Source organism: Labrenzia sp. R5_0 (genome assembly GCF_017743835.1).
Lineage (GTDB): Bacteria > Pseudomonadota > Alphaproteobacteria > Rhizobiales > Stappiaceae > Roseibium > Roseibium algicola.
On record NZ_JAGHRK010000007.1, the window covers coordinates 102326 to 123793 of the forward strand.

Consider the following 21468-nt stretch of genomic DNA (forward strand, 5'->3'; position numbering starts at 1 on the left):
CACGCAAGGGGCGGAAACCGAGCTTATCGGGGTCCTTCCGGTGGCCGAAGGGAAATCTCTCCGGTCCACATCCTCTTGCGGAGGTCAAACCGGAAAAACTCAGGAGATAAGGGCCATGTCTTTGCCCGATTTCACCATGCGTCAGCTGCTGGAAGCTGGCGTTCACTTTGGTCACCAGAAACACCGTTGGAACCCGCGCATGGGTCAGTACATCTTTGGTGTACGCAACGATGTTCACATCATGGACCTGTCCCAGACCGTTCCGCTTCTGCACCAGGCTCTGAAGGCCGTGTCCGACACGGTTGCCGGCGGTGGCCGCGTTCTGATCGTAGGTACCAAGCGCCAGGCACAGGAATCTGTCGCATCTGCAGCGCGCAACTCCGCTCAGTATTATGTCAACGCACGTTGGCTCGGCGGCATGCTGACGAACTGGAAGACCATCTCCCAGTCCATCCAGCGCCTGCGCAAGCTGGAAGAAACCCTGTCTTCCGACGCTGCCAACGCTCTGACCAAGAAAGAGCGTCTGTTCATGGACCGCGAGCGTGAAAAGCTCGAGCGGAACCTTGGCGGTATCAAGGACATGGGCGGTATTCCGGACCTGATTTTCGTGATCGACACCAACCGCGAAGCCATTGCCATCCAGGAAGCCCGCCGTCTGGGTATTCCGGTTGCCGCGATCCTCGATTCCAACTCCAATCCGGAAGGCATCACCTATCCGGTGCCGGGTAACGACGATGCCGGCCGCGCTCTGTCGCTGTACTGCGACCTGATCGCTCGTGCCGCCATCGACGGTATTTCCCGTGCACAGGGTGCTTCCGGCATGGACATCGGCGCTTCCGAAGAAGCTCCGGTTGAAGAAGTTCTTGCTGAGGCTTCTGAAGAAGCTCCGGCTGAAGCAGCAGCTGCCGAGGCTTAAGCCTCTCCTGCCGCGGTCTGCCGCGGCAGAATACTGTTGAAATTCGCAAGGCGGGCTGCATTTTGTTGCAGCCCCGTCATAAAGGCGCGGAAGGCCATGGGCTAAACCGTGTCTCATCTGAAACCCCCATGCACGAGGCAATCGATGAGCATTACCGCTGCGATGGTAAAAGAGCTCCGCGAGAAATCCGGCGCTGGCATGATGGACTGCAAGACCGCCCTGACTGAAGCAGGCGGTGATATGGAAGCAGCTGTTGACTGGCTGCGCACCAAAGGTCTGGCCAAGGCTGCCAAGAAGGCAGGCCGTGTGGCTGCTGAAGGTCTGGTCGGCGTTGCCGCCGATGGCAACAAGGCTGCCGTGATCGAGCTGAACTCCGAAACCGACTTCGTTGCACGCAACGAAGGGTTCCAGGAGCTGGTCTCCAATGTGGCCAAGGTAGCCGTCGGCACCGATGGTTCCGTTGAAGCCGTTTCCGCTGCAAACCTTGGCGGCAAGCCGGTTGCAGAAGCGATCACCGATGCGATCGCCACGATCGGTGAAAACATGACCCTGCGCCGCACTGCGGTTCTGGCCGTAAACGAAGGCGTTGTCGCGACCTACGTTCACAGTGCTGTTTCCGACGGTCTCGGCAAGATCGGCGTTCTGGTGGCTCTGGAATCCGCTGGTGACACGGACAAGCTGAATGGCCTTGGCCGTCAGATTGCCATGCACGTTGCTGCAACCAGCCCGCTGTCGCTGAACACCGAAGAACTGGATCCGACCGTTGTCGAACGTGAGAAGTCCGTCTTCTCCGAACAGGCACGCGAATCCGGCAAGCCGGAAAACATCATTGAAAAAATGGTGGAAGGCCGTTTGCGCAAATTCTACGAGGAAGTTACCCTCGTGAAGCAGGCCTTCGTGATCAACCCGGATCAGACGGTTGAGCAGGCCGTAGAGGCGCTCGCTAAAGAAATCGGCGCTGAAGTCAAACTTACCGGCTTTGTCCGCTTCGCAATCGGCGAAGGGATCGAGAAGGAAGAGCAGGACTTCGCCGCAGAGGTGGCAGCAGCCACCGGGCAGTAAGCTCAAGGAAAAGCGCCGGCAAGTCCGGCGCTTTTTTTTTAGAAAGACAATTTCAAAAAGGGTGCACCCATGACGAATTCCTTGCGCTGGAAACGGATCCTTCTGAAACTCTCCGGCGAGGCCCTGATGGGATCGCAGGCTTTTGGAATTGACCCGGCCATCGTGCAAAGGATCGCCAAGGAAATCGCCGACGCAGTGGCTCTTGGAGCTCAGGTCGGTGTTGTCGTCGGGGGAGGGAACATCTTCCGCGGTGTTGCAGTCGCCGCCAAGGGTGGTAACCGCGTCACGGGCGACCACATGGGCATGCTGGCCACCATCATGAACAGCCTGACGCTGGCGGATGCCCTGCGCCGCCTGAAGGTCAATGCCCGTGTTCTGTCCGCCGTATCTGTTCCCTCGATCTGTGAAACCTTTTCGCAGCGTGTCGCTGACCGCTATATGGAAGACGGCGATGTGATCGTCTTTGCAGGGGGCACCGGCAACCCGTTCTTCACCACGGACAGCGGTGCGGCTCTGCGGGCTGCAGAAATGAAGTGCGACGCCTTCCTGAAGGGAACACAGGTGGACGGCGTCTACTCCGAAGACCCCAAGGTCAACCCGAACGCGGAGCGCTATGACACCCTTGGTTATGACGAAATCATAACCCGCAACCTGAAAGTCATGGACACGACGGCCATTGCCCTGGCCCGTGACAATTCCATTCCCGTCATTGTGTTTTCCATTCACTCACCCGGCGCCCTCGTCAGTGTGCTTCAGGAAACCGGCACCTACACTGTCGTGGGTGACTGAAAGTTTTAAGAACCAATCCCGGTTCAAGCTCTTGTGTTTCGGTGCGTTTATGCCATGTTGGCGCGCGCCGAGACTCTATTAAGCCAAGCACAAAACAACAGTGAGGATAAAATGTCGGTAGAAGGTGTGGACCTTGATGATCTGAAGCGCCGCATGCAGGGAGCCTTGTCGGTTCTGAAAACGGAATTTGCCGGACTGCGTACCGGCCGCGCCTCTTCTTCCATGATGGATCCGATTACTGTTGATGCCTATGGCCAGTCCATGCCGATCAACCAGGTAGCCACCGTCTCCGTTCCCGAACCTCGCATGCTGGCTGTTCAGGTCTGGGACAAGAGCATGGTGTCGGCCGTTGAAAAGGCGATTCGAGAATCCAACCTTGGTTTGAACCCGGTTGTAGACGGCATGCTCCTGCGGCTGCCGATTCCCGAGCTGAACCAGGAACGCCGCCAGGAACTCATCAAGGTGGCCCACAAATACGCCGAACAGGCAAAAGTTGCGATCCGTCACGTCCGCCGCGATGGCATGGACGCTGCCAAGAAGGCCGAAAAAGACGGTGACATTTCCCAGGACGACAGCCGTGTCGCATCCGATGAAGTGCAGAAGCTGACCGACCAGATGATTGCTGAGGTCGACGGCATGCTGGAGAAAAAAGAGCAGGAAATTTCCCAGGTCTGATCGACCTGGGGAGTGTGAGTTGGGGGAGCACATGAGCGTCAGCCCGGACCGCAACCTGCATGCACCTGCTGCGGATGAAACCGGTGCGAAAATGCCCCGTCACGTTGCCTTCATCATGGATGGCAACGGGCGATGGGCAACTGCGCGCGGTTTGCCACGGACAGAGGGACATCGACAGGGGCTTGCCGCGCTGCGCAAGGTGATCCGCCATGCCGGCCGTGTCGGCATCGAAACCATCACGATCTACAGCTTCTCATCCGAAAACTGGAACCGGCCACAGGCTGAAGTTTCTTTCCTGATGGGGCTGCTGCGCCGTTTCGTGCAGCGCGATCTGAGCGAGCTTCACGAAGCCAATGTGCGTATCCGCATCATCGGCGGGCGCAGTGATCTGGAACCCGGGATTTTGGCGCTTCTGAAAGAAGCTGAAGACCTGACTTGTCACAACACCGGCCTGAACCTGGTCGTTGCGTTCAATTATGGTGCACGGTCGGAAATCGTGCGGGCGGCACAGGAACTGGCAGCAAAGGTTCAGGCTGGGGAAATGCAGCCGGCCGAGATAACCGAAGACGCGATCACGGCGGCGCTGGATACCTCCGGTTTGCCGGATCCCGATCTCATCATCCGCACCAGCGGAGAAATGCGTCTTTCCAATTTCCTGCTGTGGCAGGCCGCCTATTCCGAATTCTATTTCTGCGATCTTTACTGGCCGGACTTCGATGAGGCGGCCTTCGACAAGGCTTTGAGCTGTTTCTGCAGCCGTGAGCGCCGGTACGGCGGCCTTGACGCCAAGGCCAACTGACCCCCGGCTTGAGCAATGGCAGAACCACACCAGAACCCGAAAAAACTGTCCGACCTTCGCCTCAGGTTCATTTCGGCACTCGTTCTGGGGCCTCTTGTTCTTCTGATCACCTATCTTGGCAATCTGCCCTTTGCTGCGCTGACGCTGGTCGCGTCCGGACTGTTCCTGTGGGAGTGGTTCACGATCACCGGGACACAGGCAAAGTCACCCAGTTCACTCACCGGGTTTGCAACGCTGTTTGCCATCGGGGTGCTGACCGTAGCCGGACATCCTGACCTTGGTCTCGGGGCCATGGTTGCTGGTGCTTTCATCGCCTATGCGCTTGGTGGTTTCTCCAAGGCTGGACGATGGGCCATCGAAGGGATCCTCTACAGCGGGCTTGCACTGTTCTCGCTGCTTGTACTTCGTGAAGGAAGCAACGGGCTTCTGGTCGCGTTTTTCCTGCTGTTTGTTGTCTGGGCAACCGACATTTTCGCCTATTTTACCGGCCGTGCATTGGGTGGGCCCAAGCTCTGGCCACGTGTATCACCTAAAAAGACCTGGTCTGGTGCCATTGGCGGGCTGGTGCTCGCCACGGTTTTCGGCGCTGGCGTTGCTTTTGTCGCAAATGCGCAGGACCTGATGCTTTGGGCTTTGCTGGCGGCCGGGCTCTCGGTCGTCTCTCAGGCAGGGGACCTTCTGGAGTCTGCCATCAAGCGGCGGTTTGATGTCAAGGATTCCAGCAAACTGATCCCCGGGCATGGCGGCATCATGGACCGGATCGACGGTCTGGTGGCCGCAGCCATTTTCGCCGTGCTGATTGGCCTTGTCGCTGGCGGCAGCCTTGCAGACCCTATTGCCGGCCTCGGTCTGATTTGAATTTGGAGTAACAGGCATGGCAGCTGCCTCTGCAGCCCGCGACCCTGGCGCGAAAACCCGGATAACCGTTCTAGGGGCCACTGGGTCCATCGGCCAGAGCTTGGCGGATCTCATTCAAAGAAATCCGGACAGCTATGAAGTCGTCGCGCTGGTTGCGAACCGGAACGCCGCAGGCCTCGCCGACATGGCAAAAGCGCTAAAGACCGGTTCCGCGATCCTTGCCGAGGAAACCTGTTATCCGGAGCTCAAGGAGCGGCTTGCCGGCAGCGGCATTGCAACGGGAGCCGGTGAGGCTGCCGTTCTGGAAGCGGTCACGCAGGATACGGATATTGTCGTTGGTGCCATTGTAGGGTCAGCGGGATTGAAGCCGACCATGGCCGCGATCCGGCCAGGACGCCGCATTGCCCTTGCCAACAAGGAATGCCTGGTTTGTGCTGGGGATCTGTTCATGGCCAAGATCCGCGCGACCGAGGCGGAACTCCTGCCCGTCGACAGCGAGCACAATGCCATCTTTCAGGTTTTTGAAACCGACAAGGCCGACATGGTCGAGAAGGTTATACTGACGGCGTCGGGCGGACCGTTCAGGAGTGTCTCGAAAGCCGATATGGCACGGGTAACTCCGCAGCAAGCGCTCAAGCATCCCAACTGGGATATGGGCGCACGCATTACGATCGACAGCGCAACGATGATGAACAAGGGCTTCGAGGTTATCGAAGCGTCCCATCTTTTTCCGGTCGCCCACGATCAGCTTGGCGTGCTGGTCCATCCACAATCGACGGTTCACGGACTTGTGCAATACAAGGATGGGTCCCTGCTGGCTCAACTTGGCAGTCCGGACATGCGCACGCCGATCGCCCACTGCCTTGCCTTTCCCCGCAGGATGAACGTTCCGGTGAAACGTCTGGATCTGGCCGAACTCGGCACACTCACTTTTGAAGCCCCGGACCTCGAACGGTTCCCGGCGCTCCGTCTTGCACTGGAAGCCATGCGGGCAGGGGGAATGGCACCGGCTGTGCTTAACGCTGCAGATGAGGTTGCCGTGGACGCTTTTCTAAAGGGCCGGATCGGCTTCATGGACATTCCGGCTGCCATTGAAGAGGTGCTGGATGCAATGGGGGCAGGCGGCAAGCTGACGGACGCTGCCAGCGTCGAGGATGTTCTTGCCATCGACGCAGAAGCACGGCAGAAGACTGGTGAATGGATAAGAACACGGTAATCGGGGTGTTGAAGGCCCTGAATTTTTGGTCTCCCACCATTAACACGCCGTAATTTTCTTTTTAGTACAATCCTTCAAAACAATCCTAGCTGCGCAGGATCGGACATAGTTCATGGACCTTCTCGTTTCCGCCTATTCCCTGATAGTCGGCACAATCATTCCCTTTCTTTTTGTGCTTACAATCGTCGTCTTCTTCCATGAGCTCGGCCATTTCGCTGTGGCTCGTTGGTGCAACGTAAAGGTGGATGCTTTTTCCGTCGGCTTCGGGCGTGAGCTTTTCGGTTTTAATGACCGGAAGGGAACTCGTTGGAAACTCTGCTGGATTCCGCTTGGTGGCTACGTCAAGTTCGCCGGCGATGAAAATGCGGCAAGCGTTCCAAGCCGTGAGGCGATTGCGCAGATGAGCGAAGAGGACCGGAAAACGGCTTTCATCGCCAAACCGGTCTGGCAACGTATGGCCGTTGTGGCCGCGGGGCCCATCGCCAACTTCCTTCTCGCAATCGTGATCTTTACCGCTCTCTTCGTAACCTCCGGCAAACAGGGTTTCGAGCCTGTCGTCGAACAGGTTTTTGCCGGCGGTGCGGCTGAGCGCGACGGGCTTCTGGCTGGCGATATCGTGAAGGAAATTGACGGCAGGCCTATCCAGACGTTCGGCGAGATGCGTCAGATCGTCCTGATGAACGCCAACACGCCTCTCGTTTTCGAAGTCGAGCGGGGCGGGCAAGACGTCACTTTGACCGTTACGCCCGACGCGAAGGAGAAAGAAGTCTTTTTCGGTGAGAGGCAGGTGGCCGGTGATATCAGCCTTCGCGGCGTGTCCGATCCGTCTCATCTCATTCACATCAAATACGGGCTTGGCGAAGCAGCTCTTGAAGGGACTGCGGAAACCTGGCGCATCATCGAAAGCACGGTCAGCTATATCTGGGGTATCATTTCCCAGCGGCAGTCGGCTGACCAGCTTGGTGGTCCGATCCGCGTGGCCCAGATCTCCGGGCAGGTCGCAGATCTCGGGTTCCTTCCGCTCATTTCTCTGGCGGCCGTACTTTCTGTCAGTATCGGTCTGATCAACCTGGCGCCGGTGCCGATTCTCGACGGTGGACACCTCGTTTACTTCGCTGCAGAAGCCCTGCGTGGCAAACCGCTCAGCGAAAGGGTGCAGGACGTTGGTTTCCGGATCGGTCTGGGACTTGTTCTCATGCTGATGGTGTTCGTCACATGGAAGGATATCATGCGGCTCGTGGGAACCAATTCATGACACCCGTGACATTGACGCAACGTCTTCAGACTAAATCGCTTTCCGCCCGGAAGGGCGGTTGCGTTATCGGTAAAAACCTATAAAACACTCGTCGGTTCCGAGAATCTGCTGGGGTGAGTGCGGATTCTCGGGAGGGGTATTAAAAACAAAGGCATAGCGCAATAATGCAGCGATTGCAGAGACTTACACGGGCCGTACTGTTGGCGGTTGCCGTATTTTCGATCGGGACGGTTTTGCCGAAAGCTTTCGGGCCGGTGTCCCTGGTTTCACAGGCACAGGCGGCGGTGGCCAGAAGCATTGACGTGCGTGGCAATACCCGTGTCGAGGATGAAACCGTTGTCAGTTACATGACCATCGTTCCCGGACGCTCCTACAGCGCGTTCGATGTCGACGAGTCACTGAAGGCGCTCTACGCAACCGGCCTTTTTGCAACGGTCGACATCACCCCGCGTGGCAGCGTTGTCGTTGTGACGGTTACCGAGAACCCGATCATCAACAGGGTCTCTTTCGAAGGTAACCGCAAGATCAAGGACAGCGCGCTGGAAACCGCCGTACGGTCTCAGCCGCGCTCGATGCTGTCCCGTGCCAAGGTTCAGGCTGACGTCCAGAACATTCTTGAAGCTTATCGTCGCTCCGGTCGCTATGGCGCGTCCGTCGAGCCGCAGATCATCGATCGTGGTCAGAACCGTGTCGATCTCGTTTTCGAGATCAACGAAGGTGCGAAGACCGGCGTCGAGCGGATCAGCTTCATCGGCAACTCCGCATTCAGCGACGGCCGCCTGCGCGATGTCATCCGTACACGCGAAAGCGGCCTTCTGAGCTGGCTGCGCAGCACCGACACCTACGATCCGGACCGTTTGGCTGCGGACGAGGAGTTGCTGCGTCAGTACTACAACAAGAAGGGCTATGCGGACTTCCGTATCGTCTCCACCAGCGCAGACCTCGATCGCGAGCAGAACATCTTCTACGTGACCTTCACGGTGGAAGAGGGTGAGAAGTACGAGATTGGCGATGTCGAGATCGTTTCCACGATTGCCGACGTTGATCCGGAAGATCTTCGCCGCCTGATCCGTACCAAGAGTGGTCAGACCTTCAACTCGCTGCGCGTCGAACAGTCTGTCGAAGACATCACGCTTCGCGTGTCGGAAGAGGGTTATGCCTTTGCTCGTGTCCGTCCGCGTGGTGCTCGTGACTACGACAACAACACGATCTCCCTGATCTACTACATCGAAGAAGGTCCTCGCGCCTACATCGAGCGGATCAACGTGATCGGCAACGACCGTACCCGTGAGTATGTCATTCGCCGCGAGTTCGACATTGCTGAAGGCGATGCGTTCAACCGTGCGCTTGTCGACAAGGCGGAACGCCGTCTGCGCAATCTCGGTTTCTTCGAGAAGGTTTCCATCACGACGCAGCAGGGCAGTGCACCTGATCGCGTGGTCGTGAACGTTCGCGTCGAAGAAAAGCCGACTGGTGAAATCTCCTTCGGTGTCGGTTATTCGACGGTTGACGGTGTCATTGGTGACATTTCGCTGACCGAGAAGAACTTCCTGGGCCGTGGCCAGTTCGTGAAGCTCGCTGTTGGCGGCGGTACGGACACCCAGTCCTACGAGTTCCGTTTCGTTGAACCGTTCTTCATGGGACGCCGTGTTGCTCTTGATCTGGACCTCTATCGCAAGGTGGATGATGCCAACGACTACCGTTCCTTCGATCAGAAGAAGACCGGTGGCGGGTTCGGTTTCACTCTGCCGCTTCGGGAAGATGAGCTGACTGTCCGTCTGTTCTACAACATCTTCCAGGAGAAGAACTCCGATCCGGACAACAACTCGACCAACATCAACAACTGTGACACCGCAAGCCTTTCCCTGGCGGTCTGTGACTCCCTCGGCACCTACCTGACGTCTCTGGTTGGCTACGAGCTGCGTTACAACACGCTCGACCGGATCCTGGATCCCTCCGACGGCATCTATGCTTCCTTCGGTCAGGAAATTGCTGGTCTGGGTGGCGACAGCTTCTACATCAAGACCGAAGCTCAGGCTCGCGCCTACAAGGAAATCCTGGCTGACTACGGTCTGATCGGTAGCCTGTCGGTGCGTGGTGGTAACATCATGGCCCTTGGTGATGAGCGTCTGCGTGTGTCCGAACAGTTCATGCTTGGTGGCACTCTCGTTCGTGGCTTTGAGAACCAGGGTATCGGCCCGCGTGACGCAACGACCGAAGACGCTATCGGTGGTCGGTTCTACTTCGCGGCAACTGCCGAAACCCGGTTCCCGTTCCCGGTCATCCCGAAGGAATTCGGCCTGAGTGGTGCAGTGTTTGCCGATGCCGGTTCGCTGTGGGATGCAGACAGCAGCCTGGTGAACCTGGTGGAAACCAACGGTGGCCAGATCGACTCGAACGACTTCAACGTTCGTGCGTCGGTTGGTGCAGGTATCCGCTGGAACTCTCCGTTCGGACCTCTGCGGGCAGACTTTGCTTACCCGATCGTCAAAGACGACTCCGACAAAACGCAGATTTTCCGGTTGAGCGGCGGTACGCGCTTCTAAACTGCGGTCACATAGGATAAAAAACGGCCGCCGACACGTTCGGCGGCCGTTTTTGTTGGCTGGCAAGAAGGATAACATCATGTCCGAGCCAAAATTTTTTGAGTCTCCGGCTCCGGTCTCTCTTTCAGACATCGCAACGTGGGCGGAAGCTGAGATCGCTCGCGGCGAACCTACCCTGGAAATAACGGGTGTAGCGCCATTGGAAGATGCTTTGCCCGGTGCTCTGGTGTTCTTCGACAACACCGCTTACCTGAAGCAACTGGACGGGACCACGGCAGCTGCATGCCTGGTCAACCGGAAACACAAGGACAAGGTGCCGGAGGGCGTTGCTGTTCTTGTATGTTCAGATGCCTATCGCTCCTGGGCGAAGGTTCTCGCCAAACTTTATCCAGCAGCCATGGTACCGGTGGAACCTGGCGCCGCAGTCATTTCAGAACGGGCTGTAATCGATCCGGCTGCGTCACTGGAAGACAATGTCACGGTCGAACCTGGTGTCGTGATCGGTGCGGGGGCAGAGATTGGTGCGGGCACTGTGATCCGGGCCAACGCTGTCATCGGACAGGGTGTCAAGATTGGCCGGGACTGTGTGATCGGTTCGAATTGCACGGTTCAGCACACCGTGCTTGGCAACCGCGTCTATATGCATCCTGGCGTTTGCTGCGGCCAGGATGGCTTTGGCTATGCGATGGGGCCCATGGGGCATCTCAAGGTGCCCCAGGTTGGCCGCGTGATCATTCAGGATGACGTTGAAATCGGCGCCAACACCACCATCGATCGTGGCGCAAACCGGGATACCATCATCGGCGAAGGCACGAAGATCGATAACCAGGTTCAGATTGGCCACAATGTCGTGGTCGGACGTCACTGCGTGATCGTTTCTCAGGTCGGTCTTTCCGGAAGCTGCACGCTCGAGGACTTCGTCGCCATTGGCGGACAAACCGGTGTGCGTGGTCACGTAACGATCGGCATGGGGTCGCAGGTGGCCGCGGTAAGCGTAGTCAACGATGATTTGCCTGCCGGGGGACGCTACGGCGGCACGCCCGCAAAGCCGGTCAAACAGTGGTTCCGTGAAGTCGCTGCCGTCAGAAAGCTTGCAGAGCGTGGCGGCGGATCGTAAACGGAATACAAACAGGACTTTGCGGCGGTAATTCGCCAAGGGGTATTATATGGAAGACGCAGAAAACAAAACACTTGCCAGCGCAGACATCATGCGGATCATGAAGCTGCTGCCGCACAGGTATCCTTTTCTTCTGATCGACAAGATCATTGAGATGGATGGCGACAACAGCTGCATCGGCATCAAGAACGTCACCATCAACGAACCGCACTTCACCGGACATTTTCCGGAGCGGCCCGTTTTCCCGGGTGTTCTTCTGATCGAAGCCATGGCACAGACCGCCGGGGCCCTTTGCGTTCATGCCCGTGGTGACGATGCGCCGCCGCAGCTTGTCTATTTCATGACCATCGACAAGGCGAAGTTCCGCCGGCCTGTTGAGCCTGGTGATCAGGTTCATTTCCACGTCAAGAAGATCAAGCAACGCTCCAACATCTGGAAGTTCGACGCCGTTGCCAAGGTAGATGGCAACAAGGTCGCAGAAGCTGAAGTCAGCGCCATGCTGGTAGATGCGTGAGGAAATATGACTGACATACATCCAACGGCCATAGTCGAAGACGGGGCCGTAATCGGCGAGGGCGTTCGAATCGGGCCTTATTCTACAGTTGGCCCGAACGTGAAACTTGCTGACGGAGTTATCCTGGAGTCGCATGTCGTCGTCACGGGCCACACGAGTGTGGGTGCCAAAACGCATATCTTTCCCTTCGCCAGCATTGGTCACAAGCCACAAGATCTCAAGTTCGCGGGTGAAGTGAGCTTTCTGGAAATTGGCGCCAACAATCAGATTCGTGAACATGTCACCATGAGCCCCGGTACGGAAGGTGGCGGTGGCTATACCAGGGTCGGTGACAATTGCCTGTTCATGATGAGCTCGCATGTCGGCCACGATTGTCAGGTAGGCAATCACGCAATTCTGGCGAACAACGCCACGCTTGCAGGTCACGTCGAGCTTGACGACTTCGTCATTCTGGGCGGCTTGAGTGCGGTCCGGCAATGGTCTCGCGTTGGTACCGGTGCGATCGTCGGCGGAATGACCGGGGTCGAATTCGACGTCATTCCCTATGGTTCCGTGATCGGTGACCGCGCACGTCTTGCCGGTCTCAATCTGGTCGGTCTCAAGCGCAAGGGCTTGCCTCGGGAGCAGATCCACGCTTTGCGGGCAGCTTATCGCGCGCTGTTTGAGAGCACCGAAGGAACCTTGCGCAGCCGGGCGGAAGCTGTTGCTGCAGAAGGTGCCGATCAGCCCCTGGTCAAGACGGTTACCGACTTCATCCTTGAAAAGGAAGACCGCCGGTTCTGCACACCGCGCAGCGAAGACTGACGGATGAACGGGGCAGATACGGGACTGAAGCCACGCCTTGCCCTGATCGCGGGCAATGGCAGTCTGCCCTGTCAGATCGCTGAAGCGCTCAACAGCGCCGGACGTGAATTCAGGATTATCGCCATCAAAGGCGAGGCTGATGAACGCACGCGGGCGCAGGCCGATACTGAACTTGGCTGGGGTGAAATCGGCCGGCTTTACAAATTTCTGAAAAAGACCGGGTGCCGGGACGTGCTTCTGATCGGAGGTGTCTCCAAGCGCCCTGATTTCACGTCCATACTTGGCGATTTGGGTACCTTGAAGCGATTGCCGACGATTATCCGGGCACTGGCCGGCGGTGATGACAGTCTGTTGACCAAGGTGATCCGGCTGTTTGAAGTTGAGGGGTATCGCGTTGTGGGGATCAAGGATGTGGCGCCGCAACTGCTTGCCTCAAGTGGTGTGCTTGGCAAAGTTCAGCCGAACCAGGGAGACTGGCGGGACGCTGAGCTGGCCTTGCGGGCGACGGAAAAGCTCGGTGAACTCGATATCGGTCAGGCGGCGATTGCTGTTGGTGGGCGGGTTGTTGCGCTTGAGGGGGCAGAAGGGACCGACGCCATGCTGCAGCGCTGCGCGGAGCTCAAGCGTATTGGCAGGATCCGTTCCAAAGGCCGCGCGGGTGTCTTGGTAAAGACAGCAAAGCCGAACCAGGACTTGCGGGTGGATCTTCCAACCGTCGGCCCGATGACTATTGACCTCGCAGCTGCAGCAGGCCTTGCCGGCATTGCAGTTGAGGCGAGTGGCGCACTGATCGCGGAAAAGGAAGAGACGCTCAAGAAGGCGGATAATGCCGGCCTTTTTGTCATCGGTATAGAGCACGGCACCAGTTTCGGGGTCACCTCAAAGGGACAATCGGACGAGCGTTCGTGATGACAGGAAAAATGCCCACGATTTGCCTGGTTGCAGGCGAAGAATCTGGTGACCAGCTCGGGTCGGAATTGATGAAGGCGCTCAACGAACGGTTGGGCGTAGGTGTTCGTTACTGCGGTGTCGGCGGCGAACGGATGATGTCTCTGGGCCTCAAAAGCTTCTTTGACATGTCTGATGTTTCCGTCATGGGATTGACGGCAGTCCTCGCCAGATTGCCGTTGATCATCAGGCGGGTCTACCAGACCGTGGATGCCGTGGTTGCGGCCAATCCGGATATTCTGGTTATCGTTGACAGTCCGGACTTCACGCATAACGTTGCCAAGCGCGTGCGCAAGCGCGCGCCGCACATACCCATCGTCGGTTATGTTTCACCTTCTGTCTGGGCTTGGCGTCCAGGCCGGGCCCGCAAGATGAGCGTCTACGTCGACGACCTTCTGGCCTTGTTGCCGTTTGAACCTGATGTGCACCGCAAGCTCGGTGGCCCGCGCACCCATTACGTTGGCCATCCCTTGAGTGAAATCGCATCCGAACTGCGCCCCTCGGTTGGCGAAAGAGCGCCTGTAGAGGCAGACGAGAAGATCCTGCTTGTGCTGCCGGGGAGCCGGCGAAGCGAAATTGACAGGTTGCTAGGCGACTTCGCTAAGACTGTTGCGATCGTCAAAGAAAAGTTGCCCGGGCTCAAGGTTATTCTGCCGGCAGTCGCGCACCTTGAAGACAAGATCCGGCAGGATACGGCCCATTGGCCTGTTCCGGTCGAGATTGTGACCGGCCTGGACGCCAAGCGGGCGGCCTTCCGAAAGGCGCACGCAGCCTTGGCCGCGTCCGGCACTGTTTCACTTGAGTTGGCTCTATCAGGCGTTCCGATGGTCGTTGCCTACAAAGTCGACTGGTTTTTCAGACGGATGAAGGAACTCAACCGGGTCTTCAAATTCTCGAGCGTTGATTCCTTTGTCCTGCCAAACATCATCCTGGGAACAAAAGCCATCCCGGAGTTCCTTGATGAGGAAGTGCAGCCAAAGGTGCTGGCGAACCATCTCGTTGAGCTTCTGAACAGCGGTCCTGAACGCCAGAAACAGATCGAGCATCTGCAAAAGCTTGATGATGTCATGCGCTTGCCGGACGGGCATAGCCAGCGCGGGGCTGCGGCCGATGTCGTGCTTGCTGCTATGAAGACAGAATCCTGACGATGTCGTCGCCTCGCTCAAAAGCGGCGGGGAACAGTTTCACCACGTCTTCATAGCCGGGCAGCCGTTGATAGGCGAGTGCGGGTATTCCACTGTCATTCATCGTGCTGACGATTTCGCTGCAATCGCTGCGTCCGGTGCGTATCAGAAGAAAGTCACAACTGCCAGAAACCGGATGGCATCGGGTCTCCTGCGCGATCCTGCGTCCAGTGTCGTCGCGCATGCCTGCGAGACGGGCTGCCATGCGCCGGAGCTCATCGTATTTGCCGAACAAGCGTATCGCCATGGCTGCTTGAATGGCACTTATCATACTGCTCACGCGCGACTGGAGGAACTCCACGGCAGTTGTCTCGCAACAAAGCATGTAGCCAAGTCCTATGCCCGCGAGACCGCTCTTTGAGGTGCCGCGCAAAAGAACCAGGTTGGGATGCTTCTTCAAAAAGGCGAGGCGGTGTTCTGGGGCTTTTGAGAAAAGCACGTAAGCCTCGTCCAGGAGCACCAGTCCTTCTCTGGCACTCACCAGGCTCTCCAGTTCACAGGGTGAAAGATCCTGCGTGGTCGGATTGTTTGGGGCACTTAGCAGGACAGTGTGATGCGAAGGAGATTTCCTGATCAGCTCGTCCAGTGTCGGGAACTTCTCCTGTGCGATACCGAGTTTCATCAAGGTCTTGTCGAACAGGAAGAAATCCCTGTTCAAGGTCGACACTGGATGGTTCTCGGATCGGGTGATCAGAACCTGCTCCAGGAGCTGGATAATACTGTGGCCGAAGACAGCCGAGACACCATCCGAAAGTCCCAAGGCAGTGCGCGCTGCTCTCTCGGCTTTTTCCTGAAGGTCCGTTTCAATCCCGGTCAGTACGCCCGCGCTGGCAGCTTCGCCAATGTGGGCAGTTATTGCATGAATGTCAGCTTCGAAGGTTTTGGGCCACCTGAAAAGGTCCTGGCGCTCCTTCAGAAGATGATCCAGCCTGAAGGGCGCAGCAGTTCTCGGGTGTTTGAGACGGTTACTGGCTGGGCAAAACTGGTTCATGGTGCAGATATTGTCCGAAGACCGCTTCGCAGTCCTTGAAGTATTTTCGCGTGAAGAGGATGTGGGTGTGCCAGAAGATATCGACGACGTGGGTTGGCTGCAGGTGCACACTCGTGTCGGCGCCACATTGCATCTGGTCTCTGGCAGATTTGAGGAACGACCTGTAGGCCTCTTCAACCTTGCGGGCCGAGGAGACAGGCCAGTTGTATCCGCCGGCGGTATCCGAGGCAGTCAACTTGGTGATGATGCATTCCAGATCAAGCTCATCGACAGTATCGAAGCGCAAGGCAAATTCAGCTGACGGCATCGCATTCCCTTTCTCCTTGATGCCCGATTTCCGGGGCGAACGAAGGCTCACCTTTTCGCCCGGGAAACGGTTAAATGTTGGAAGGGTTACTTCTTTTCTGACGTTTTACGGTCGGCCGTTTCGACCTCGGCAGAGGGATCAATGTGTACAACGCAATGACCGCCGTAGCAGAGAGCCTTGCTGTCGGCCTGGTTGATGTCGTGCGGAAAACGATTTGCTTGTTGGTAGAGTTTCAAGAGATTTTTCATGTGATTTTCTCCCAATTCAATGAATGCGGAAACAAGAAGGAAATTATGGAAGTTTCGGCTTCGCCGGTTCAGGACGCTGACATATCAACGTGGCCGCGGCAGGTGCCATCCGAGAAAGTTCCACGGAACACCGGTTCGCCGGCCAGACCTGTCGCCCACAGCTCAGCTGAAACAGGGTCCGTTTCACCATCAAAGGACATCAGGTAGGTATTGTGAAACGAAACGACCCCCATGTTCTGAGAAACATCGTTGCTGACTACTTTGAAGGAGTGTCCGTTGTCCGTCACCCGGTGCTCGGCGCCTTTGTCAGATGCGCTTGTCTTGTAACCGGATCCATACCTTTTGGTGCACACCGACATGTCGCCGTCAGCTTCGACAGTTGTTATCTTGTCAAAGGAAAGACTTACGTCGGCTGCGATTGCTGGCAACCCGAAGAGGCTAATTGTTGCCGCAACTGTAAGTGATTTAATACTAAGAGCATTCATTATCTTCTCCCTTCATTTCAAAGAAACGAAATGACTAGAGGAGCGTATCAGTAATTTTTTTAAGTGATAACCGAATATAATTGGTGAATTTATACTAACTAACTTAAGGTGAATTTCTGCTTAATCGATGGTATTTTAACGAATATTGATTGGAATATTGTGAATATTCTTATCTTCTTCAAGTGATTGTTTTTACGCGAGAAAAACTCAGCTTTCGCTGAAATGGCAACTCTGTCGCGACGACATTTTCATGCTGAAAATTAAGACATGAAGCAATCGCGCCCCTGTTTGGGGCACGCTTTTGGAAGCTCCGATGAACCGGTGCAGGCCAGACAGACAAAAAAACCGGGTGCAGTTCGCCCCCGGTTTTTCCAAGTCTCGTGGGATCAGGTTGCTTCGTTCAGGCGTTGGCTACGTTGTCCAGGAAATGCCCGACTTCATTCTTCAGAATATCGGTTTTCTGCGACAATTCGCTTGAAGCGCCGAGAACCAGATTGGCGTTCTGACTGGTCTGGGCGACTGCCTGCGATAGATCCGACATGTTGGTCTTTACGGAACCTGTGCCCTCGGCAGCCCGCTGAACGTTGACCGAGATTTCGCTCGTTGCAGCACCTTGCTGTTCGACTGCCGCTGCAATGGTTGAGGTGTATTCGTTGACCTCTTCCATAGTCTGTGTGATCGCCTCAATTGCGACAACGGCGTCCTTGGTTGCATTCTGGATTTCGGAGATCTGCGAGCTGATTTCCTCGGTGGCCTTGGACGTCTGGGTTGCCAGTTCCTTCACTTCGGCGGCAACGACTGCAAAACCCTTGCCGGCCTCGCCGGCGCGTGCGGCTTCGATCGTTGCATTGAGGGCCAGGAGATTGGTCTGCTCTGCGATCGCCTGGATCAGGTTGACGACTTCGCCGATCTTGGTGGCTGCTGTCGAAAGGCTTTGAACCTTTTCGTTGGTGACCTGTGTGCCTTCGGTTGCCCGATCGACAACCTGCGTGGTCTGGTTCACCTGACGGGAGATTTCCTGAATAGAAGCGGCAAGCTCCTCTGCGGCGCTTGCAACCGTCTGAACGTTCTGTGTCGCTTCGTCGGTTACACCATAGGTGCTATCGGCAAGGCTGGAGTTCTGGCTGGCGATAGCGCTGAGATCCTGAGCGGTGCCATCAAGTGTCTGTGCCGTTTCTGCAACGGAGCCCAGGACTTCTGTCGCCTTCTCACGGAAACCGGAAATCAGAGCCTCAATGCGGGCTTGCCGCTCTGCACGCAGGTGCTGGTCTTGCTCTGTTTCCGACTGCAGGCGCAGTCGCTCAACAGCGTTGTCGCGGAAGACCTGCATGGTTCGGCTCATGTCGCCAATCTCGTCACCGCGCCCGATACCGTCGATCTCGACATCCGTGTCACCTTCCGCCAGGCGGGACATGGTTTCGGTGGTCCGGCGGAGAGGGCGTGTTACCGCGAAGTTGAGTGCGATAGCCATCCCAACGCCCGCCAGGATGGCTGTCAGAAGGGCGAGGCTGATAACGCCAAGTGCGCTGGTGCTGGAGGCTTGTGCAGCAGCGCTCTGATTGGTGGAGATGGTGGTGATTTGCGTTTGCACTGTCTGAGACAGTTCCGTCATGGTGTCGATCTGTTCGGCGAGCTGGAGCTGGTTTGAAGCCAGTTCAGAAAAACTCGCAGCGAAGCTGTCGATAGAGCTCTTCACAGCCGGGACGATGTCGGAGATCGCCGGGAAGTCCTTGGCGCTCGATTCGAGCCGGGACGCCAGTTTGTCGAGGCCCTCGATACCGGTCGTCACGGTATGCTGAGACGTGTCGCTCGGCGAAAGCATGAAGTAGAACGCGGCGGCCTTTACTGCGTTTGCGTCTGCCTCGATCTGCATCACCGTGTCCGCGACGCTGTCGACGACATAGAAACGCTGGTTGATCTGGTCAGCCTGTGCATAGACATTGTCGATGGCCACATTTGCCTGTGAACGGATTTCCTTCACATCGGAAACAAGCTGCTCGAACCCTGCCTTGGCAGCATCTGTCAGGTCGAAGATCGCAATGTAGTCCTTCGTCTCGGTCAGTTTGCCGAGTGTCTGCTCCAGTTCGGCCGTTTTGGCAGCAAGCTGCTGGAACTTGCCCGGGTCGACGCCGTCGAAACTGTTTGCTGCCATCTGCTTGGCAGAAGGCACAAGCAGGGCAACCCGATCCTTGATGTCCGAAAGCTGCTTGGCGTTGTTGGCTGCAGCGTTGAAAAGATTTTGAAGGGTAAGCGCCTCTTCCTGGAAACCGGCGGCCGCCTGGCCCACCTTGTTGGCGAGCACCAGCGTCTTGCGTGCGTTTGTCTCGTCCTGGCTGACGCCGTCTCGCGCCATCAGGGCCTTGCCGAGGATCTCTGAAGAGATCTTCTCAAGATTTTGCACAGCGCCATCAAGTTGCTGTTGCTTTGCGGTCTGTGTCTGCGTCAGGCCGACGACCTCTTCGAAAGCCTCACGGAATTGCTTTACAGCAGTAGCTGCTTCAGCGACGGGAACCTGAGCTTCGGGATCAGCCTTGAGCTGGTTCTGGAGCGTTTCAAGTTCGGCACTCAACACACCGATGTCGGAGATTGTTGCCTCAGCTGTCTGAAGGTCCTGTGAGGACAGGAAGCTTTCCTTCTTGCTTGCCAGGTTTTGCAACTGTGCAATGGCGGAAGTTGACTGTTTGGCAACCTCCATGCGCTCCGAGAGGGTCAAGACGCTGTATGCGCCAACACCACCCACAATGCCCGTAAGGGCAACAACGGCAGCAAAACTACCGCCGACTTTTACCCCAAACTTCAAGTCAGAAGCGAACTTCAGGAAACTCATGTTAACCCCTCGAAACCCCAGCGTGTTCAATGCGCGCTATTTGTTTGAAAGGGTAAGCAAAGATTCCTTATTATTCGTGAAAATTCTCTATTACGGGAATTTATGGTGTAATTACAACGATTAATTCTTTATCTCATATGTAAATGAGGAAAATTAGAGAAATATCATTTCGATTTTTAAAGGCGTGCTTTTTATTTTTTTGTTTCATTTTATTTTTCGGAAAATATTCGACATTTTCTATTCTCTTGAGTAATGGCAGGTGAATGCTTTTTTTCTTACCTCGATTGAGAAGGAAAAATATTTCTTGAATTTGTTTTGTTTCCGCTGGGTAATAAAATAAAGAAGACGCCCGGCAATAAAGCCGAGCGTCTTCCGTTTTGATATGCATTCAGCTGAAATGCTGCTGCAAATTTCAGGTGCTTGTCTGTGTGCGGCCTTAGCGGCGCTGGTCGATCGGCGTGTAGTCGCGCAGTTTCTCACCAGTGTAGAGCTGACGCGGACGGCCGATGCGCTGGGACGGATCTTCCACCATTTCCTTCCACTGGGCGATCCAGCCGACGGTACGGGCCAGAGCGAACAGAACGGTAAACATTGTGGTCGGGAAGCCAAGCGCGCGAAGCGTGATACCGGAATAGAAGTCGATATTCGGGTACAGCTTCTTCTCGACGAAATATTCGTCGTTGAGCGCGATTTTTTCCAGCTCCATGGCAACGTCCAGCAGCGGATCGTCCTTGATGCCAAGCTCGCCGAGAACTTCGTGCGTGGTCTTCTGCATGATGCGCGCACGCGGGTCGTAGTTCTTGTAGACGCGGTGACCAAAGCCCATCAGACGGAATGGGTCGTTCTTGTCCTTGGCACGAGCGACATATTCCGGAATGCGGTCTACGGAGCCGATTTCCGACAGCATGTTGAGCGCTGCTTCGTTGGCGCCGCCATGTGCCGGCCCCCAGAGGCAAGCGATACCGGCTGCGATACAGGCAAACGGATTTGCACCGGAAGAACCTGCCAGACGAACCGTGGAGGTCGATGCATTCTGCTCATGGTCGGCGTGAAGAATGAAGATGCGATCCATGGCGCGGGCCAGAACCGGGTTCACCTTGTATTCCTCGCAAGGGACCGCAAAGCACATATGCAGGAAGTTTGCCGCATAGCTCAGGTCGTTGCGCGGATAAACGAATGGCTGACCAACGTGGTACTTGTAAGCCATTGCGGCGATGGTCGGCATCTTCGCGATCATGCGCAGGGAGGCAACCATGCGCTGGTGCGGATCGGTGATGTCGGTCGAGTCGTGATAGAAGGCGGACAGCGCCCCAACCGTTCCGACCATGACTGCCATCGGATGGGCGTCGCGACGGAAACCGGAGAAGAAACGGTTCATCTGTTCGTGGATCATCGTGTGGTAGGTCACACGATTGACGAAGTCGTCCTTCTGGGTCTTTGTCGGCAGTTCGCCGTAGAGCAGAAGATAGCAGGACTCCAGGAAGTCGCCGTGGTCGGCGAGTTGCTCGATCGGGTACCCGCGGTAGAGCAGGGTGCCTTCGTCACCATCAATATAGGTGATCTTGGACTCGCAGGAGGCGGTGGAGGTGAAGCCCGGGTCGTAGGTGAACATGCCGGTGTCCTTGTACAAGGACGAGATGTTCACAACCGACGGTCCGATGGATCCGTCAAGAACGTCGAATGCGTGGTCGTTACCACCGACATTGAGCTTGGCGTTGTTGTCGGCCATTCAGAAACCCCTTTACGTTAAACGGATGTGCTGTCCTGGTTTGACCCTTCAGGCGATGGGTCCCGTTTCCGGTTGCCGGACCAGCACTGGAGACTTTTTCGCGTCTTGCGTAGCCCATTTACTGCACTGCCGCAAGCTGGCCGATATAACGCTTTGGTCAAAGACGGATTTCGCCAACCAGAGCGACTGCCGGAAGCT

At 56.5% G+C, this 21468-nt stretch carries 20 protein-coding genes; 14 read left to right on the plus strand and 6 right to left on the minus strand.

Annotated features, from left to right (window positions below; genetic code table 11):
• Window positions 1-115 precede the first annotated feature (115 nt).
• The 14 genes from rpsB (at window position 116) to lpxB (ending at window position 14644) form a co-directional block, all read left to right on the plus strand.
• Entirely contained in the window at window positions 116-916 is an 801-nt protein-coding gene (gene rpsB / locus J7447_RS27075; RefSeq protein ID WP_031268422.1) for a 30S ribosomal protein S2, read from the plus strand.
• Between the two features lie 144 nt (window positions 917-1060).
• Entirely contained in the window at window positions 1061-1978 is a 918-nt protein-coding gene (tsf, locus tag J7447_RS27080; RefSeq protein ID WP_209171487.1) for a translation elongation factor Ts, read from the plus strand.
• A gap of 69 nt (window positions 1979-2047) precedes the next feature.
• Window positions 2048-2767 (plus strand): UMP kinase, encoded by a 720-nt coding sequence (gene pyrH, locus J7447_RS27085; protein ID WP_022998459.1) that lies wholly within the window; start codon window positions 2048-2050, stop codon window positions 2765-2767.
• A 111-nt stretch (window positions 2768-2878) separates the two neighbouring features.
• Entirely contained in the window at window positions 2879-3442 is a 564-nt protein-coding gene (frr, locus tag J7447_RS27090) for a ribosome recycling factor (protein ID WP_022998460.1), read from the plus strand.
• 31 nt (window positions 3443-3473) lie between these two features.
• Complete coding sequence (locus J7447_RS27095) at window positions 3474-4241, plus strand: isoprenyl transferase (RefSeq protein WP_209171488.1); 768 nt, start codon at window positions 3474-3476, stop codon at window positions 4239-4241.
• Between the two features lie 15 nt (window positions 4242-4256).
• Window positions 4257-5099, plus strand: a complete 843-nt coding sequence (locus tag J7447_RS27100) for a phosphatidate cytidylyltransferase (protein WP_055654495.1) — start codon at window positions 4257-4259, stop codon at window positions 5097-5099.
• 16 nt (window positions 5100-5115) lie between these two features.
• Entirely contained in the window at window positions 5116-6315 is a 1200-nt protein-coding gene (locus J7447_RS27105) for a 1-deoxy-D-xylulose-5-phosphate reductoisomerase (protein WP_209171489.1), read from the plus strand.
• A 112-nt stretch (window positions 6316-6427) separates the two neighbouring features.
• Window positions 6428-7570, plus strand: a complete 1143-nt coding sequence (rseP, locus tag J7447_RS27110) for an RIP metalloprotease RseP (RefSeq protein WP_055654491.1) — start codon at window positions 6428-6430, stop codon at window positions 7568-7570.
• 164 nt (window positions 7571-7734) lie between these two features.
• Window positions 7735-10116, plus strand: coding sequence for an outer membrane protein assembly factor BamA (bamA, locus tag J7447_RS27115; RefSeq protein ID WP_031268423.1), 2382 nt, complete (start codon window positions 7735-7737; stop codon window positions 10114-10116).
• Window positions 10117-10195: 79 nt separating this feature from the next.
• A complete protein-coding gene (lpxD, locus tag J7447_RS27120; RefSeq protein ID WP_209171490.1) occupies window positions 10196-11233 on the plus strand; it encodes a UDP-3-O-(3-hydroxymyristoyl)glucosamine N-acyltransferase in 1038 nt (345 codons plus the stop codon).
• A gap of 49 nt (window positions 11234-11282) precedes the next feature.
• The gene (gene fabZ, locus J7447_RS27125) at window positions 11283-11747 is read left to right on the plus strand and encodes a 3-hydroxyacyl-ACP dehydratase FabZ (protein ID WP_022998467.1); all 465 of its coding nucleotides are present in this window, start codon (window positions 11283-11285) and stop codon (window positions 11745-11747) included.
• 6 nt (window positions 11748-11753) lie between these two features.
• Window positions 11754-12551: an acyl-ACP--UDP-N-acetylglucosamine O-acyltransferase gene (gene lpxA / locus J7447_RS27130; protein ID WP_031268426.1), complete on the plus strand. Its 798-nt coding sequence runs from the start codon at window positions 11754-11756 to the stop codon at window positions 12549-12551.
• 3 nt (window positions 12552-12554) lie between these two features.
• Entirely contained in the window at window positions 12555-13460 is a 906-nt protein-coding gene (gene lpxI, locus J7447_RS27135) for a UDP-2,3-diacylglucosamine diphosphatase LpxI (RefSeq protein ID WP_209171491.1), read from the plus strand.
• 11 nt (window positions 13461-13471) lie between these two features.
• Window positions 13472-14644: a lipid-A-disaccharide synthase gene (gene lpxB / locus J7447_RS27140; protein WP_286185405.1), complete on the plus strand. Its 1173-nt coding sequence runs from the start codon at window positions 13472-13474 to the stop codon at window positions 14642-14644.
• On the opposite strand, the gene J7447_RS27145 is transcribed toward lpxB, so the two are convergent.
• From J7447_RS27145 to gltA, 6 genes are all read right to left on the minus strand, one after another.
• Window positions 14625-15674 (minus strand): aminotransferase class I/II-fold pyridoxal phosphate-dependent enzyme, encoded by a 1050-nt coding sequence (locus J7447_RS27145; protein WP_209171492.1) that lies wholly within the window; start codon window positions 15672-15674, stop codon window positions 14625-14627. The genes lpxB and J7447_RS27145 overlap by 20 nt on opposite strands.
• Window positions 15649-15981 (minus strand): hypothetical protein, encoded by a 333-nt coding sequence (locus J7447_RS27150; RefSeq protein ID WP_152506469.1) that lies wholly within the window; start codon window positions 15979-15981, stop codon window positions 15649-15651. The genes J7447_RS27145 and J7447_RS27150 overlap by 26 nt, the downstream gene beginning before the upstream one ends.
• 86 nt (window positions 15982-16067) lie before the next feature.
• Entirely contained in the window at window positions 16068-16229 is a 162-nt protein-coding gene (locus tag J7447_RS27155; protein ID WP_156912487.1) for a hypothetical protein, read from the minus strand.
• A gap of 68 nt (window positions 16230-16297) precedes the next feature.
• Window positions 16298-16714 (minus strand): hypothetical protein, encoded by a 417-nt coding sequence (locus J7447_RS27160; protein WP_152506470.1) that lies wholly within the window; start codon window positions 16712-16714, stop codon window positions 16298-16300.
• A 400-nt stretch (window positions 16715-17114) separates the two neighbouring features.
• The gene (locus tag J7447_RS27165) at window positions 17115-19541 is read right to left on the minus strand and encodes a methyl-accepting chemotaxis protein (protein WP_209171493.1); all 2427 of its coding nucleotides are present in this window, start codon (window positions 19539-19541) and stop codon (window positions 17115-17117) included.
• 436 nt (window positions 19542-19977) lie between these two features.
• A complete protein-coding gene (gene gltA / locus J7447_RS27170; protein ID WP_022998477.1) occupies window positions 19978-21270 on the minus strand; it encodes a citrate synthase in 1293 nt (430 codons plus the stop codon).
• Window positions 21271-21468: the final 198 nt, after the last annotated feature.